Consider the following 14867-nt stretch of genomic DNA (forward strand, 5'->3'; position numbering starts at 1 on the left):
GGGGGTGGCGCTCAGGCGGGGTCAGGCCTTGGGGCTTGCCGCGGACTCGACCTTCAGTTTCCCGTCGATGATGTCCTTCTTGATCTGGTCCAGTTCGGACTTCAGTTCGGCGGGGACCTGGGAGTCGAGGTCGTGGAACGGGGCCAGCTGAACGCCCTCGTTGGCCAGGGTGCCAACGTACGGCGTGTTGCTGAACTTGCCTTCCTTGTCCTCCTTGACGACTGCCTCAACGGCGTCGCCCATCTGCTTCATGACCGAGGAGAGCATGATGTCCTTGTAGTCAGGAGCGGTGAGGTAGCCATCGGAGTCAACCCAGATGAGCTTGACGTCCTTGCCGGCGGCCTTGGCTTCCTTCAGCGCGGAGCCTGCGCCCTTGCCCACCGGACCGGCCACGGGCATCACGATGTCCGCGCCCTGGTCCAGGAAGTTCTGGGTGAGCTGCTTTCCGACGTCCTGTTTCTCGAAGTCGCCGGTGAAGCTGCCGTCCTGGGCTTCCTTGTTCCAGCCAAGGAGCTTGACGTCCTTGCCCTTCTTCTCGTTGTAGTACTTCACGCCGTCCGCATAGCCGTCCATGAAGATGGTGACGGTGGGGAGCTTGATGCCGCCGAAGGTGGCAACTGTTCCGGTCTTGGTGGTTCCCGCGGCGAGGTAGCCGGCGAGGAAGGCAGCCTGGGCGGTGTCGTAGATGATCGGCTTGACGTTGCTGATCGGCGTTGCGTAGCCAAAGTCGACGATGGCGAAGTGGCTGTCCGGATTGGCGGTAGCGTGCGTCTTGGTGGCATCGCCGAGCAGGAAGCCTACGGTGACGGTGAGGTCGCAGCCGGCCGTGACCATCGCCCTGAGGTTGGGTTCGAAGTCGTTGTTGGTCTTCGACTCCACCTGGTTGACTTTGATGCCCAGGTCCTTCTCGGCCTTCTTGAGGCCCTCGTAGGAGGATTGGTTGAAGGACTGGTCATCGAACCCGCCGGAGTCGGAAACGATGCAGCCGGTGTAGTCGCTGGCTCCTGCAGTTGGGGTGCTTCCGGCTTCGGGGGCTGCGCCACAGGCGGTCAGCACGAGCGCCGAAGCACCGAGCGTAGCCACGCCGGCCATTGAACCGCGCTTGAAACTTGCACGCAGTGATTTCTTCAATTTTCCTCCAGGATGAAGAGAGTGGCGCTACGGCTCGAATTCAATGAGTGTCCGTTTCTGCACTGAAATTCTGTTGTCACTGAGGGCACGCAGCACTGCGCCGGAGCGCACTGATGGCACCCACTTTAGTGGCCCGCGCCACGTCCTGTAGCACAGCCGCAGGGTATCCCGAAGATTGTTTACAAGTTGTTACCAACCAGTAGGGGGCGCCACCGGGTAGCGGCGCCCCTGCCGCTTGATGACGGCCGCCGTAAGCGGCGGCCGGCTAAAGGCGGACCAGCATCTTTCCGGTGTTCGCCCCGTCCAGGAGGTCCATGAACGCCTGCGGGGCGTTCTCCAGCCCGTCCACGATCGTCTCGTCATATCGGACGGTGCCGTCGGCCAGCCAGCCCGCCATCTTCCCGGCGAACTCCGCGGCGTGTTGCCGCTGGCCGCCCACCAGGAACCCCCTGAGCGTGAGCTGCTTGCCGATTGCAAGCATCAGGTTGCGGGGCGCAGGCGTTGGTTCGGTGGAGTTGTACTGGGCTATGGCCCCGCACAGCGCCACCCGCCCGCCCACGTTGAGGACGGCCAGTGCCGCCTCCAGGTGCTCTCCGCCCACGTTGTCGAAGTAGACATCAATGCCGCCGGGGCCGGCGGCCTGCTCCAGTTGGCCGCGTACGGGCCCGTCGTGGTAGTCGAAGGCGGCGTCGAAGCCCAACTCCAGGAGCCGTGCCACCTTGGCCGGGGAACCTGCCGAGCCGATGACGCGGGAAGCGCCCATTGCCTTTGCGATCTGGCCTACGAGCGAACCGACTGCCCCTGCGGCGCCGGAGACGAAGACGGCGTCTCCCGGAGCGAATTGGGCGACCTTGAGCAGCCCGGCGTAGGCGGTCAGGCCGGTCATGCCCAGTGCGCCGAGGAACGCTGACGCAGGCGCCAGGTCCGTGCGGGCAGTTTTCGTGGCTGCCGCATCTACCACCGCGTAGTCCCGCCAGCCGAGGGAATGCACGACGACGTCCCCCTCCTTGCGCTCATTGGAACGGGACGCGACCACCTCACCCACCGCGCCGCCGTCGAGCGCTTCATCCAGGGCGAACGGCGCTGAATAGGACTTCACGTCATTCATGCGCCCCCGCATGTAGGGGTCCACGGACATGAAGAGGTTCCGCACCAGGACCTCGCCGTCACGGAGTTCGGGCAGCCGGGATTCAGCCAGTCGGAAATTCTCCGGCGCGGGCCGGCCCACCGGGCGGGAGGCCAGCTGGATTTCGCGGGTGCTGGCGGGCAGGGTTCCGGCGCTCATGCGGCGAACTCCAGGACCCTGATGTCCACACTGATGTTGCCGCGGGTGGCGTTGGAGTAGGGGCAGATTTCGTGCGCCTTGGCCACAAGCGCCTCGGCCGCCGCCAGGTCAAGGGCAGGGAGCGCCACCTCCAGTTCAGCAGCGAGTCCGAAACCGGCGCCGTCCAGCTGGCCCAGGTGCACCTTGGCGGCGACTGCGGAATCCGTCAGGTCGGCGCGTTCCTTGCGGCCCACCAGCCGGAGTGCCGAGTGGAAGCATGCGGCGTAGCCGGCGGCGAAGAGCTGCTCCGGATTGGTGCCCTGACCCGTTCCGCCGAGCTCCACGGGGCTGGCGAGGCTGACCTCGAGCTTGCCATCGCTGGTGCGCGCGGTGCCGTCGCGGCCTTCACCCGAGGCAAGCGCCTCGGCAGTGTAAAGAGATTTCACGGGTGGTATCCGTCCTGTAGGGGTTGAATAAGTTCTTTTGACCGGGCTGTCAGTGCGCCTTGTGAAGGGCGTCCGTCAGCCGGCCCAGCGTGCTGCGCAGCTGATCCAGTTCCGCGGCGGTAAGCCCCGCGGCCTGGGCGAGACGCTGCGGGATGGCGCCCGCTTTGGCGCTTAGCTCCCGCCCGGCGGAGGTGAGATGGATGGCCACGCGCCGCTCATCCTCGCCCGAGCGGCGGCGCTCAACCAGCCCCAGGGCTTCCAGCCGCTTCAGCAGCGGCGAAAGGGTGCCCGAGTCCAGCCCGAGCTCCTCGCCGATCTCCTTCACGCCACGCGGCTCGTTTTCCCACAGCACCAGCATCACCAGGTACTGCGGATAGGTCAGTCCCAGCTCCTCGAGGACCGGGCGGTAAACGGCGGTTGCGGCCCGGGAGGCCGAATAGAGCGCAAAACAAACCTGGCGGTCCAGCCGGGGGGCATCAGTCATGAGTCCAACGATAGGGCACAACTAAGTTGTGCACAACTTACTTGTGCCAGGGCAGGCGGTTGCCCTGCGTGCCGGGAAAGTACGACGGCGGCTGCCGCCTCCGGATTACAGGTCGCGGATGGTGCGCAGCGCCGCTGCAGTGAGAACGCGGATGCCCAGCCCGAGGGCCCGCTCGTCCACGATGTAATCCCCGCGGTGCAGGTCGTATTCCTCGCCGCCGGGAGTCTTGGTCCCCAGGCGCATCATGGCTCCGGGGAGTTCGGCAAGGAACCAGGCGAAGTCCTCGCCGCCCATGGACTGCGGGGTCAGGACCACGGCGCTTTCCCCGATTTCGGCGCGTGCCGCCGCTTCGATGATGGCCGTCTCGTGCTCCGAGTTCACTACCGGCGGCACTCCCCTGGTGTGCTCCAGCCGCACGTCCACGCCATAGGGCGCGGCCACCTGGTGGACCACCTCGTCCAGGAGTTCGCCGGCCTCGTGCCAGGCGTCCCGGTCCAGGCACCGCATAGTGCCCGCCATGTAGCCGGTGCCGGGAATCGCGTTGGGTGCCGAACCCGCGGAGATCTGCCCCCACACCACGGACACCCCGCTACGGACATCCACCCGGCGAGAGAGGACGGCGGGAACGTTGACCGCAATCTGGGCCAGGGCGAACACGAGTTCCTCGGTCAGGTGCGGGCGGGACGTGTGTCCGCCACGGCCGGACAGTTCAATGCGGATGGTGTCGGACGCTGACGTGATGGCGCCGATGCGCGTCCCGATCTTGCCCACGTCGATCCGGGGGTCACAGTGCAGAGCCAGGATCCTCGGCACGCCGTCCAGGACGCCCTGTTCAATGCAGGCGTGGGCCCCGCCGGGCATGGTTTCCTCAGCCGGCTGGAAGATGATGCGGACGGTGGCGCCGAGCGGCTCGTCCTGGTGCATCCGGTGCAGCACCAGGGCGATGCCCAGCATGGTGGTGGTGTGGACATCGTGGCCGCAGGCGTGGGTCACGCCGTGGTTCTTCGAAGCGAACGGCAGGCCGGTCTCCTCGATGATGGGCAGGGCATCGATGTCGCCGCGCAGTGCAGTGGCAATGGGTCCCTCCCCCACATCCACCGTGAGGCCGGTGCCCTCCAGGCGGCGCGGCGTGAGGCCCGCAGCTTCAAGCCGCTCAGCGAGCTTGTCCGTGGTGCGGAATTCCTTGAAGGAGAGTTCCGGGTGTGCGTGCAGGTCCCTGCGGAAGTCGATCAGTTCCGGCAGGAGCGGCTCGAGCCACGGAGCCACCAGGGCGGTGGGCTCGGCTTCAGTAGTGTAATTGCGCACTGGTTCACTCTAGCGAGGGTGTCGGCATTAGCGGCCATCACGGTCGCCGCGTTACATCAGAGGACGTCGGTATCCCCGCTCGCCTTGAGGGCGTCGACGGCAGCCTTGACCCGCTGGGAATTGGCCATGGTGGTTACCAGCAGCGCGTCCGGCGTGTCCACGATGACCACGTCCTGGATCCCGATCAGGGCGATCACGCGCTTGGTGTCGGTGACCACCACACCGCTGGAGTTTTCGGTGAAGACGCGCGCACCTTCCCCCAGCACCGTTACGTCGTCAACTTCCTTGGCACTGTTGAGCCGGCCCACGGAGGCGAAGTCGCCGACGTCGTCCCAGCGGAAGGAACCAGGCACGACGGCGACGTCTCCGGCTTCGGCGGCAGGCTCGGCCACCGCGTAGTCAATGGCGATCTTCGGCAAGGTGGGCCAGACGCGGGCGGTGACCTCGTCCCGCTCAGGGGTATCCCAGGCCCGTGCGATTTCCTGCAGGCCGCCGAACAGTTCGGGCTGGTTGGCTTCCAGGTGCTTGAGCAGCAGCGCCACGGGCGCCACGAACATGCCCGCGTTCCATACGTAGTTGCCGCTGTCCACGTACTGCTGGGCCACCTGTTCGTCCGGCTTCTCGACGAACTCCACCACGTCCTGGGCGCTCGGAGCGCCTTCGATGTGAAGGGCCTGGCCGGAGCGGATGTAGCCGAATCCCGTGGACGGGTGGGTGGGCTTGATGCCGATGGTCACGATCTTGCCGGCAGCCGCCGTGTGGATTGCCTCGCGGACCGCCTCCTGGAAGAGGTGGTCCGGGCTGATCACCTGGTCCGCAGCGAAGGAACCCATGATCGTGTCGGGGTCGCGCTCATGCAGGATCGCGGCGGCAAGGCCGATTGCTGCCGCGGAATCCTTTGGCTCGGACTCGAGGACGAGATCCGAATCCTCGAGCTCCGGAAGCTGCCGGCACACCGCATCCCGGTGGGCCTTGCCGGTGACCACCAGCACCTTGCTTCCGGCAAGCGGGTGCAGCCGGTCATAGGTGGCACGCAACAGCGTGCTGCCCGAGCCGGTGAGGTCGTGCAGGAACTTGGGAGCTGCGGCGCGTGACAGGGGCCAGAGGCGGGTCCCCACGCCGCCGGCCGGGATCACCGCGATGAAGCGGTCAAGGGGTGATGCCGGGCTTGTCACTTTGTCTGTACTCATCAACGCCTACTTTAGCGGAACGGTCACTGCGCCCTCCCTTAAGCGGTTCAGGCCCCTGCGGGACGGCAGTCTGGCAGCCATGCCCGGCACTGGCCGCGGCGAGTGTGTCCTTTGTCTCAAAATTTCGTGGGATCCGCGCCGCTGCTGGTCACCAAGGAACTCCTAAATTGAATAAGCTGTCAGCGAAGCCTAGATTTAGGCCTGAGCTACGAGTGCTCTCGCAGCAGGCGTTCCCCCCGCGTGGATCTCATGCCAGCGCCGCTGTGTTGCAGGGAGGTTTATCAGTGCCGACAAAACCAGCTGGCACCTTGTACCGCGGCCGTGAAGGCATGTGGTCTTGGGTAGGACACCGTATTACCGGTGTAGTGATCTTTTTCTTCTTGTTGGTTCACGTTTTGGACACCTCCTTGGTGCGCGTGTCTCCCGAGGCCTACACCACCGTGATCGGTGCCTACAAGAACCCCCTCATGGCCCTGGGCGAAACGGGCCTTGTTGCCGCCATTGTCTTCCACGCCTTCAACGGCCTGCGGATCATTGCGGTTGACTTCTGGAAGAAGGGCGCCAAGTACCAGCGGCAGATGCTGTGGGCGGTCCTGGCCCTCTGGCTTGTCACCATGGTCGCTTTCTCCATCCGCCACCTCTCCCTCGCCCTCGGAGGTCACTAAGCCATGAGTGCAACCATCGAAAGCCCACGCAGTGGACGAAACAGCAGTGGACAAAACATGAGCGGGCGGATCGCCCCGCAATACCGCCGCCACGGCGGGAGCAAGGGCAACTTCGAGATGATCGCATGGCTCTTCATGCGGCTCTCCGGCGTGGTCCTTGTAGTCCTGATTTTCGGGCACCTCTTCGTAAACCTCCTGGTGGGCGAGGGCATCCACGCCATCGATTTCGGATTCGTGGCCGGCAAGTGGGCCGACCCGTTCTGGCAGTTCTGGGACCTCGCCATGCTGTGGCTGGCCATGCTGCACGGAACCAACGGCGTCCGCACCATCATTAACGACTACGCCGAAAAGGACTCAACCCGCCGCTGGCTGAAGACGGTCCTCTACTCGGCCACCGTCGTCATCATCGTCCTGGGCACCCTGGTGATTTTCACCTTCAACCCTTGCCCCGTCGTCGACGGCGTGCCCCTGCCCGGCGGATTCTGCCCTGCCTAGCACCGGCACCACCCCGGGCCCGCGGGTACAACCGCGGGCCCTGTTTTGCGGCGCAGGCAACGCCCGCCCGTTGTTTTATTGCGAATTTTGAGAGAAAGAGCGTCTGGTATGCAGGTCCATAAGTACGACGTCGTCATCGTCGGTGCCGGTGGCGCTGGCATGCGCGCCGCGATCGAATCCGGTCAGCGCGCGCGCACAGCAGTACTGACCAAGCTCTACCCCACCCGCTCGCACACCGGTGCGGCGCAGGGTGGCATGTGTGCGGCCCTTGCCAATGTCGAGGAAGACAACTGGGAGTGGCACACGTTCGACACCATTAAGGGCGGCGACTACCTGGTTGACCAGGACGCCGCTGAGGTCATGGCCAAGGAGGCCATCGACGCCGTGCTTGACCTTGAAAAGATGGGCCTGCCGTTCAACCGCACGCCCGAAGGCCGGATTGACCAGCGCCGGTTCGGCGGGCACACCCGCGACCACGGCAAGGCACCCGTCCGCCGCGCCTGCTACGCCGCGGACCGCACCGGCCACATGATCCTGCAGACCCTGTACCAGAACTGCGTCAAGCACAACGTTGAGTTCTACAACGAGTACTACGTCCTGGACCTGCTGACTGTCGAAGAGGACGCTGTCCGCGCGGACGGTACCCCCTACAAGCAGAAGCGCGTTGCCGGCGTCGTCTCCTACGACCTCGCCTCGGGCGAACTGCACGTCTTCCAGGCCAAGTCCGTGGTGTTCGCCTCCGGCGGCGCCGGCAAGGTCTTCAAGACCACTTCCAACGCGCACACCCTTACCGGCGACGGCATGGGCATCGCCTTCCGCCGCGGCATCCCCCTGGAGGACATGGAATTCTTCCAGTTCCACCCGACCGGCCTTGCCGGCCTGGGCATCCTCCTTTCCGAGGCCGCCCGCGGTGAGGGTGCCATCCTGCGCAACTCCGAGGGTGAGCGCTTCATGGAGCGTTACGCCCCCACCATCAAGGACCTGGCGCCCCGCGACATCGTTGCGCGCTCCATGGCCAACGAGGTCCGCGAAGGCCGCGGCTGTGGACCGAACAAGGACTACGTCCTCCTGGACCTGACCCACCTGGAGCCCGCGCACATCGATGCCAAGCTCCCGGACATCACCGAGTTCGCCCGCACGTACCTGGGTGTAGAGCCGTACACGGAGCCCGTCCCGGTGTTCCCCACCGCGCATTACGCCATGGGCGGCATCCCCACCAACATCACCACCGAGGTCCTGCAGGACAATGACACCGTGGTCCCCGGCCTGTACGCAGCCGGCGAGGTTGCGTGCGTGTCCGTTCACGGCTCCAACCGCCTTGGCACCAACTCGCTGCTGGACATCAACGTGTTCGGCAAGCGTGCCGGCATCGCCGCGGCAGAATACGCCAAGACGGCCGACTTCGTGGAACTGCCGGAAAACCCGCTGGCGTACACCACCGAACTGCTGGACATTGCGCGCAACGGCAGCGGAGACGAGAAGGTGGCCGTGATCCGCAAGGAACTCCAGGACACCATGGACGCCAACATGCAGGTGTTCCGCACTGCGGAGACGCTGAACCAGGTCCTCCGCGACATCGCTTCCTTCGAGGAGCGGTACAAGCGGATCAACGTCCAGGACAAGGGCAAGCGCTTCAACCTTGACCTGCTCGAGGCGGTGGAACTCGGCTTCCTGCTGGAACTGGCCAAGGTGATGACCGTGGCCGCCCTCTACCGCGAGGAATCCCGCGGCGGACACTTCCGCGAGGACTTCCCGGACCGCAACGACGAGAAATTCATGAAGCACTCCATGGCGTACAAGGATGACCACGCCCCGGCGGACGGATCGGCTGAGTCAATTGCCGGCATCCGCCTGGCCACCAAGCCGGTCGTCTTTACCCGCTACGAGCCGATGGTGAGGAAGTACTAAAGATGACCGCTGAAATCGCTGAGCCAGCCTCAAAGATTGAACTGCCTGCCGGCGTCGGCGGTGGCGGCGAGATCCCCACGTTCGATGTGCACCTGCGCGTCCGCCGGTACAACCCGGAGGTCTCCGAGGAAGCCACGTGGGACGACTTCCACCTGACCATGTACGGCACGGACCGTGTCCTGGACGCCCTGCACAAGGTCAAGTGGGAAACGGACGGCACGCTTTCCTTCCGCCGCTCCTGCGCCCACGGTGTGTGCGGCTCCGATGCCATGCGCATTAACGGCCGGAACCGCCTTGCCTGCAAGACGCTCCTCAAGGACCTGGACACGTCCAAGCCCATCACGGTGGAGCCCATCAAGGGCCTGCCGGTGGAAAAGGACCTCATCGTGGACATGGAGCCGTTCTTCCAGTCCTACCGCGAGGTCATGCCGTTCCTCATCAACAAGGGGCACGAGCCCACCCGCGAACGCCTGCAGTCCGCCGAGGACCGTGAGCGTTTTGACGACACCACCAAGTGCATCCTGTGTGCTGCGTGCACCTCCTCCTGCCCGGTCTTCTGGACCGACGGCCAGTACTTCGGCCCGGCGGCGATCGTGAACGCGCACCGCTTCATCTTCGATTCACGTGATGACGCGGGCGACATGCGCCTGGAGATCCTCAACGACAAGGAAGGCGTGTGGCGTTGCCGCACCACCTTCAACTGCTCGGAGGCATGCCCGCGCGGCATCCAGGTGACGCAGGCAATTGCCGAGGTCAAGCAGGCCATTCTCTCCCGCAAGATCTAGTTTTTACCGAACCTGAGCAACGCGGGGTCACTCCTCGCCCGATAAACCTTGGTTTTTGGGCCGGAAGTGACCCCGCGTTGCTGTATCTGAAAGGTGAACCATGTCCCGCTCCGAAAAAGTCAGCTTTGAAGGCTCCACCGGCGAGATGCTCTCGGGAATCATCGACGTTCCGGAGGGGCCGGTCAAGGGCTGGGGAGTGTTCTCGCACGGTTTCACGCTGGGAAAGGACAGCCCGTCCGCGTCCCGGATGTGCAAGGCGCTGGCGGACAGCGGAGTCGGCATGCTCCGGTTCGACAACCTTGGCCTGGGCGGCTCCGCAGGAGAGTGGTCCGCCGGCTCGTTCAGCCACAAAGTGGCGGATACTGTTCGGGCGGCCGAGTTCATGCGCAGCGAAGGGAAGCCGATTTCCCTGTTGGTGGGCCATTCCTTCGGGGGCGCCGCGGTCCTGGCCGCGGCCCGGGAAATTCCAGAGCTCGACGCCGTCGCTACCGTGGGTGCGCCATTCTCACCGAAGCACGTGGCGCATGTCTTCGACGCGGCCCTGGACAAGATCCTGAGTGAAGGCAGCGCAGAAGTGGACCTTGGCGGGAAGAGGGTGGAGATCCGCAAGCACTTCGTGGAGGACCTGGAAAATGCCGACCTCACGGACTGCATCAAACAGCTTCACAAACCGCTGATGGTGCTCCACTCCCCCACCGACAACACCGTGGGAATCGAAAACGCCAGCACGATCTTCCAGACGGCCCGCCACCCCAGAAACTTCGTGTCGCTCGAAGGCAGCGACCACCTGCTGACCGGCAAGGGCCAGGCGGCCAGGGCCGCGCGAATCATTGCTGCCTGGGCCGACCAGTACCTCGACGCCGGGCAGTAGCCAGGACGCCCGCATCAGGATGCACGGGCACCTTACCTGGCTGCACCTGGCGGGCGCCCCACGTGCCCTTGTCATGGCCTGTAGAGGGGCTGTGCAGGTCTGCTTCGCGGATGGCGGCCCAGCCGGCTGAGACGAGGTAAACCTGGCTCACCAGGTTGAACCAGATCAGCAGTCCGATGATGATCGCGAACGGCGCCAGGATGGGATTGCGCCCTGCCCCGGCCAGCAGCTCGGTGCTGAAGATCTGCAATATGGTGGTGCCCAGTGCCGCCAGGATGGTGCCCTCAAGCAGGGACCGGCGGGACAGTTTGAGGCCGCCCGCGAGCCGGAACATGATGAGCGCGGTAGCCCAGTTCAGGACCAGCGGGACCGCAACCTTGATCGATGTGGTCAGCGGACCGGCAACAGCGTCATCGAGGCGCAGGAAGTCGGACACCCAGCCGGCGGCGGTTCCAAACACCAGGGAAGCTCCAGCACTGATCACCAGGGCCACGCCAAGCAGCAGCAAGGTGCCTGCATCCCGGAGCTTCAGGAGGATGGGATTGACCAGCAGCGGTGGCAACTCCAGCACACCGCGCAGCCCGTCCCGAAGTCCGGCGATCCAGCCCAAGGACGTGATGACTGTGACCACGGCACCGATCAGGGCGGTCCAGCCAAGACCGTCCGGGTTCAGCAGGTCCTGGGGGTCAACCAGCCCATCGCCCCCGTTTAGCTTCAAGAGTCCCGGCGCGCTTTGGGCAACGCTGCTAATGATCGTGTCCAGGAGCGCCGGCTGTCCGCGCAGGACCAGGCCAGCAATGGAGAAGCCGGTGGTGAGGAGGCCGGTGATGGAGAAAAACATGTTGAAGCCGATGCCGGCGCTCATCAGCGGGCCGTGCTGGAGTGTGTAGTGCCGGAAGGCGCGCATGGGTCGAAGGGCGCTAAGGCGGGCCAGCAGCCACTGGACCATGGCCATCAGGCTGGCCAAGGGACCCTTGCCGGCCCTCCGTGCCTTGTTCCACTCCATCCGTTTCTGGATGACCGCGAGCTTCAGGTGGGCGTGGTCGGTGGGAAGGGGCTGCTGTTCAGGCAATTTCGCCTGGTGCCGCAACGGGGGACGTGAGTCAGGTGCCGCCGTCGTTGTCAGTTTGGGTCCCAAATTCCAGCTCTTCCCGTAGCTGCCAGATGCCGTTGGCATCGTGCTCGTAAAGTCCCATGCTAACCACGGGGAAGGTGGCACTGTAGTTCCGCAGCACCGTTTCGGCTTCGTCGAGGCTTTCCGGGGCCACATCATGGGCGATAGTGACGTGGGGGTGGTAAGCAAACGGCAACTCGCGGTGCAGGGGACCCTGCTGGAGCTTTTCGTGCAGGTCGACGCAGTCTTCGAAGCCGTCCTCAACGTTGATGAACACCACCGGGGAGACCGGACGGAAGGTCCCCGTTCCCGCGATGGTGACGGTGAAGGGCCTCTGCCGGCGGGCCACATCCCGCACGTGCTCGCGGGTGGCCTCCCAATCCTTCGTAGGGGTAGTGGTCACCAGGGTGATGTGGGCGGGAACCACGTCCGCCAGGGGATCACCGAAGGAAGCCCGCCAACGCTGCAGCTCCGCCGCGATTTCGGCCGGAAAGCCCAGGATGACGCCGACGCTGATGTCCTCCGTGCGGGATGGGCGGCCGCGCGGCGCAACGCGACGATCTGCTGGGTCTCCGTGGGGGGTGGCGGCTGTCCCCGCCGTCCGGCGGGAACGGGTGCCTTCCCTTGCGGTGACTTTGCTGGACGACATAGCGCTAGTGGACTCCGGCGAGGCTGAGGGAGGGAAGGAAACCCATGCGCTCATATACCCGGGCGAGGGTCACCGAGGCAATCTCACGGGCGCGCTCGGCCCCGTGTGCGAGCAGGCGGTCCAGCTCGGCCGGATCGGCCATCAGCTCGTTGGTGCGGTTCCGCAGGGGCGTAATGAAGTCCACCACTACCTCCGCAAGGTCCACCTTAAGATGGCCGTACATCTTGCCCTGGTACTCGGCTTCGAGCTCGGACACCGTCTTTCCGGTCAAGGACGAGTAAATAGTGAGCAGGTTGGAGACGCCGGGCTTCTCCTCCGTATCAAACCGGATTTCCGTTCCGGCATCCGTCACTGCCGATTTGATGCGCTTGGCCGCGACCTTCGGGTCCTCCAGGAGCTGGATGGCCCCGTTGGGGGATTCCCCGGTCTTCGACATCTTGGCGCTGGGGTTCTGCAGATCGTAGATCTTGGCGCTTTCCTTGACGATGGTCGCCTCGGGGACGGTGAATGTAGGACCAAAGCGGGTATTGAAGCGCTGGGCCAGGTTCCGGGTGAGCTCCAGGTGCTGCCGCTGGTCCTCCCCTACCGGCACCAGGTCCGTCTGGTACAGCAGGATGTCCGCAGCCATGAGGGTGGGGTAGGCAAAAAGCCCCAAGGTGGCGGCGTCAGCGCCGGACTTCTGGGTCTTGTCCTTGAACTGGGTCATGCGCGAGGCTTCGCCGAAACCGGTGATGCAGTTCAATGCCCAGGCCAACTGCGCATGTTCGGGCACGTGGGACTGGACGAAGAAGATGCTCTTGTCCGGATCAATGCCCGCTGCGATGTACTGTGCGGCAACGATCCGGGTGCGCTTGGCCAGCTCAGCCGGGTCGAAGTCCACGGTGATGGCGTGCAGGTCCGGGATGAAGAAGACGGCGTCGTACTCAGCCTGCATGTCCACCCAGTTGCGGACGGCGCCGATGTAGTTGCCCAGGTGCAGGGAATCGGCCGTGGGCTTGGCTCCGGAGAGGATGCGCTTCTTTGCGGCTGGCGAAGTTGGGGTAGTCATGTGGGAGGAAACCTTCGGGGCTTAGAGCTGGTAATCCACTACCAGCGGGGCGTGGTCGGAGAAGCGGGTATCCCACGACGCCGCACGGTCCACCACCGCAGAGATCGCGGAGGCAGCCAGCGCCGGGGTGGCCAGGTGGTAATCGATGCGCCAGCCGGTGTCATTGTCAAAGGCCTTGCCGCGCTGCGACCACCAGGTGTATGGCCCGTCAACCGGTCCAGCCAGGTTGCGGTGCACATCATGCCAGCCGATTTCCTCGCCGAAGAACCTGTCGAAGTAAACGCGTTCTTCCGGCAGGTGGCCCGCCTTCTTGACGTTGGCTTTTGAGTTCCGGATGTCCAGCGGCGTGTGCGCAACGTTGAGGTCACCCACCACCAGGGCGTGGTCGCTGTGCTTGGCCAGTTCCGGGAGCCGGGTGCTCATGACATCCAGGAACCTGAATTTGTCATCCTGCTTCGCCGTGCCCACCTCGCCGGAGTGGACGTATGCGCTGGCAACGGTGAGCTGCACAGGCTGCCCCGCCGCATCCCGCAGGCGGAAGTCCGCCTCAACCCAGCGCCCGGCCGTGGCGAAGTAGTCGTCACCAATGCCGTTGCGGGTTTCCAGTGGCTCCTCGCGCGATGCGATAGCGACGCCGGCCCGGCCCTTGGCCTCAGCTTCGGCGTGCAGGATGTGCCAGCCTTCGCCCAGCAGCTGGCGCACGATGGCGTCCGGGGCGCGGACTTCCTGCAGGCAGAGGATGTCCACTTCGCGGGGCTCGAGCCACGCCGCCATGCCGTTCTTGAAGGCAGCCCGGAGGCCGTTGACGTTGACGGATGCGATGCGAAGGTGGTCCTTGTTCAATGCCGAGCTCACCCGCTCCACTCTAGTCGATGATGGTTCCGGTGACCGGCTCTCCACTGCTGCCGGAGGACTTGATCATGTCCCTGGCGTTGGTGGCCGTGATCTCAATGGTTTCCAGTGCCCTGTGGATGGTGTCCTGGTTGGCGGCGGCACCCTTGGCGCGCTCCTCCTCCACCACGCGGACCTGCACCTGGACAATCTTGAACGAGTGGTCCAGCTTGAGGTCGCGGACCTCCTCAGCCTGGCTGCGCTCGGCAACAACCCTGGTTCCGCCGTGGTCTGCCGCGGAGTACGGGCCGCGCCCTGCAGCGGACGTGAAGGCGTTCTGGGCTTCGCTAAGCTTGGCGCCGGCCTTCTTGGCCGCCTTTTGGATGCTGAACACCACAAAGCAGGCCAGCGCGAGCCAGAAGGCTGCAATGACGGCCACAACCCAGCCCACGACGTCGTTCTGGTTGGCCGCAAAGATTACGGCCACAATGAATGCTGTGACCAGGACCATCAGTCCCGGGCCGCTGATGCGGAACATGGAGAATCCGCCCCTGGCGGGTTTGGAGGATGACTTGGAGCTGCCCAGAGATTGCATGCACCCATTCTCTCAAACCCCTAGGCATGCTCCCGCCTCCTTCCACCCCCGGCGAACATTCCCAACTAGGTAGCGCCAAGTGTCGT

At 64.8% G+C, this 14867-nt stretch carries 16 protein-coding genes; 5 read left to right on the plus strand and 11 right to left on the minus strand.

Annotation, left to right across the window (positions count from 1 at the left end):
• Positions 1–21: 21 nt before the first annotated feature.
• The 6 genes from Q9R30_RS17280 to Q9R30_RS17305 all read right to left on the minus strand — a co-directional run bounded on the left by Q9R30_RS17280 (position 22) and on the right by Q9R30_RS17305 (position 5820).
• Positions 22–1092, minus strand: a complete 1071-nt coding sequence (locus tag Q9R30_RS17280; RefSeq protein ID WP_104999656.1) for a BMP family protein — start codon at positions 1090–1092, stop codon at positions 22–24.
• Positions 1093–1396: 304 nt separating this feature from the next.
• On the minus strand, positions 1397–2416 hold the full coding sequence (locus Q9R30_RS17285) for an NADP-dependent oxidoreductase (protein ID WP_311218359.1): 1020 nt from the start codon (positions 2414–2416) through the stop codon (positions 1397–1399).
• Positions 2413–2841 carry an organic hydroperoxide resistance protein gene (locus Q9R30_RS17290; RefSeq protein WP_311218360.1) on the minus strand — a complete coding sequence of 143 codons (429 nt, stop codon included), beginning with the start codon at positions 2839–2841 and terminating at the stop codon, positions 2413–2415. Before Q9R30_RS17290 ends, Q9R30_RS17285 begins: the two co-directional genes overlap by 4 nt.
• A gap of 49 nt (positions 2842–2890) precedes the next feature.
• Positions 2891–3325 (minus strand): MarR family transcriptional regulator, encoded by a 435-nt coding sequence (locus Q9R30_RS17295; protein ID WP_311218361.1) that lies wholly within the window; start codon positions 3323–3325, stop codon positions 2891–2893.
• A 105-nt stretch (positions 3326–3430) separates the two neighbouring features.
• Positions 3431–4630: an amidohydrolase gene (locus Q9R30_RS17300; RefSeq protein WP_104997179.1), complete on the minus strand. Its 1200-nt coding sequence runs from the start codon at positions 4628–4630 to the stop codon at positions 3431–3433.
• 56 nt (positions 4631–4686) lie between these two features.
• Complete coding sequence (locus Q9R30_RS17305) at positions 4687–5820, minus strand: mannose-1-phosphate guanylyltransferase (protein ID WP_104997178.1); 1134 nt, start codon at positions 5818–5820, stop codon at positions 4687–4689.
• A 284-nt stretch (positions 5821–6104) separates the two neighbouring features.
• On the opposite strand from Q9R30_RS17305, the gene sdhC reads away from it, so the two are divergent.
• The 5 genes from sdhC to Q9R30_RS17330 all read left to right on the plus strand — a co-directional run bounded on the left by sdhC (position 6105) and on the right by Q9R30_RS17330 (position 10544).
• Complete coding sequence (gene sdhC, locus Q9R30_RS17310) at positions 6105–6485, plus strand: succinate dehydrogenase, cytochrome b556 subunit (RefSeq protein WP_104997177.1); 381 nt, start codon at positions 6105–6107, stop codon at positions 6483–6485.
• A gap of 3 nt (positions 6486–6488) precedes the next feature.
• On the plus strand, positions 6489–6980 hold the full coding sequence (locus Q9R30_RS17315; RefSeq protein ID WP_104997176.1) for a succinate dehydrogenase hydrophobic membrane anchor subunit: 492 nt from the start codon (positions 6489–6491) through the stop codon (positions 6978–6980).
• Between the two features lie 108 nt (positions 6981–7088).
• Positions 7089–8888 carry a succinate dehydrogenase flavoprotein subunit gene (gene sdhA / locus Q9R30_RS17320; protein ID WP_104997175.1) on the plus strand — a complete coding sequence of 600 codons (1800 nt, stop codon included), beginning with the start codon at positions 7089–7091 and terminating at the stop codon, positions 8886–8888.
• 2 nt (positions 8889–8890) lie between these two features.
• Positions 8891–9673, plus strand: coding sequence for a succinate dehydrogenase iron-sulfur subunit (locus tag Q9R30_RS17325; protein WP_104997174.1), 783 nt, complete (start codon positions 8891–8893; stop codon positions 9671–9673).
• 100 nt (positions 9674–9773) lie between these two features.
• The gene (locus Q9R30_RS17330; RefSeq protein ID WP_104997173.1) at positions 9774–10544 is read left to right on the plus strand and encodes a S9 family peptidase; all 771 of its coding nucleotides are present in this window, start codon (positions 9774–9776) and stop codon (positions 10542–10544) included.
• On the opposite strand, the gene Q9R30_RS17335 is transcribed toward Q9R30_RS17330, so the two are convergent.
• The 5 genes from Q9R30_RS17335 to Q9R30_RS17355 form a co-directional block, all read right to left on the minus strand.
• Entirely contained in the window at positions 10501–11550 is a 1050-nt protein-coding gene (locus tag Q9R30_RS17335; RefSeq protein ID WP_311218378.1) for a YihY/virulence factor BrkB family protein, read from the minus strand. The genes Q9R30_RS17330 and Q9R30_RS17335 overlap by 44 nt on opposite strands.
• 97 nt (positions 11551–11647) lie before the next feature.
• Complete coding sequence (locus Q9R30_RS17340) at positions 11648–12307, minus strand: 2'-5' RNA ligase family protein (RefSeq protein WP_234005533.1); 660 nt, start codon at positions 12305–12307, stop codon at positions 11648–11650.
• A 4-nt stretch (positions 12308–12311) separates the two neighbouring features.
• Positions 12312–13355: a tryptophan--tRNA ligase gene (gene trpS, locus Q9R30_RS17345; protein ID WP_311218362.1), complete on the minus strand. Its 1044-nt coding sequence runs from the start codon at positions 13353–13355 to the stop codon at positions 12312–12314.
• Between the two features lie 21 nt (positions 13356–13376).
• Positions 13377–14210 (minus strand): exodeoxyribonuclease III, encoded by an 834-nt coding sequence (locus Q9R30_RS17350; protein WP_311218363.1) that lies wholly within the window; start codon positions 14208–14210, stop codon positions 13377–13379.
• Positions 14211–14220: 10 nt separating this feature from the next.
• On the minus strand, positions 14221–14781 hold the full coding sequence (locus Q9R30_RS17355) for a hypothetical protein (protein WP_104997171.1): 561 nt from the start codon (positions 14779–14781) through the stop codon (positions 14221–14223).
• Between the last annotated feature and the right edge of the window lie 86 nt (positions 14782–14867).

This window comes from Arthrobacter sp. AB6 (assembly GCF_031844545.1).
Lineage (GTDB): Bacteria > Actinomycetota > Actinomycetes > Actinomycetales > Micrococcaceae > Arthrobacter.

Excerpts from the sequence above, each read along its gene's own strand:
- Q9R30_RS17280 (WP_104999656.1), bottom strand. The coding sequence starts at position 1,092 with ATGGCCGGCGTGGCTACGCTCGGTGCTTCGGCGCTCGTGCTGACCGCC.
- Q9R30_RS17285 (WP_311218359.1), bottom strand. The coding sequence starts at position 2,416 with ATGAGCGCCGGAACCCTGCCCGCCAGCACCCGCGAAATCCAGCTGGCC.
- Q9R30_RS17295 (WP_311218361.1), bottom strand. The coding sequence starts at position 3,325 with ATGACTGATGCCCCCCGGCTGGACCGCCAGGTTTGTTTTGCGCTCTAT.
- Q9R30_RS17305 (WP_104997178.1), bottom strand. The coding sequence starts at position 5,820 with ATGAGTACAGACAAAGTGACAAGCCCGGCATCACCCCTTGACCGCTTC.
- Q9R30_RS17315 (WP_104997176.1), top strand. The coding sequence starts at position 6,489 with ATGAGTGCAACCATCGAAAGCCCACGCAGTGGACGAAACAGCAGTGGA.
- sdhA (WP_104997175.1), top strand. The coding sequence starts at position 7,089 with ATGCAGGTCCATAAGTACGACGTCGTCATCGTCGGTGCCGGTGGCGCT.
- Q9R30_RS17325 (WP_104997174.1), top strand. The coding sequence starts at position 8,891 with ATGACCGCTGAAATCGCTGAGCCAGCCTCAAAGATTGAACTGCCTGCC.
- Q9R30_RS17330 (WP_104997173.1), top strand. The coding sequence starts at position 9,774 with ATGTCCCGCTCCGAAAAAGTCAGCTTTGAAGGCTCCACCGGCGAGATG.
- Q9R30_RS17335 (WP_311218378.1), bottom strand. The coding sequence starts at position 11,550 with ATGGAGTGGAACAAGGCACGGAGGGCCGGCAAGGGTCCCTTGGCCAGC.
- Q9R30_RS17340 (WP_234005533.1), bottom strand. The coding sequence starts at position 12,307 with ATGTCGTCCAGCAAAGTCACCGCAAGGGAAGGCACCCGTTCCCGCCGG.
- trpS (WP_311218362.1), bottom strand. The coding sequence starts at position 13,355 with ATGACTACCCCAACTTCGCCAGCCGCAAAGAAGCGCATCCTCTCCGGA.
- Q9R30_RS17355 (WP_104997171.1), bottom strand. The coding sequence starts at position 14,781 with ATGCAATCTCTGGGCAGCTCCAAGTCATCCTCCAAACCCGCCAGGGGC.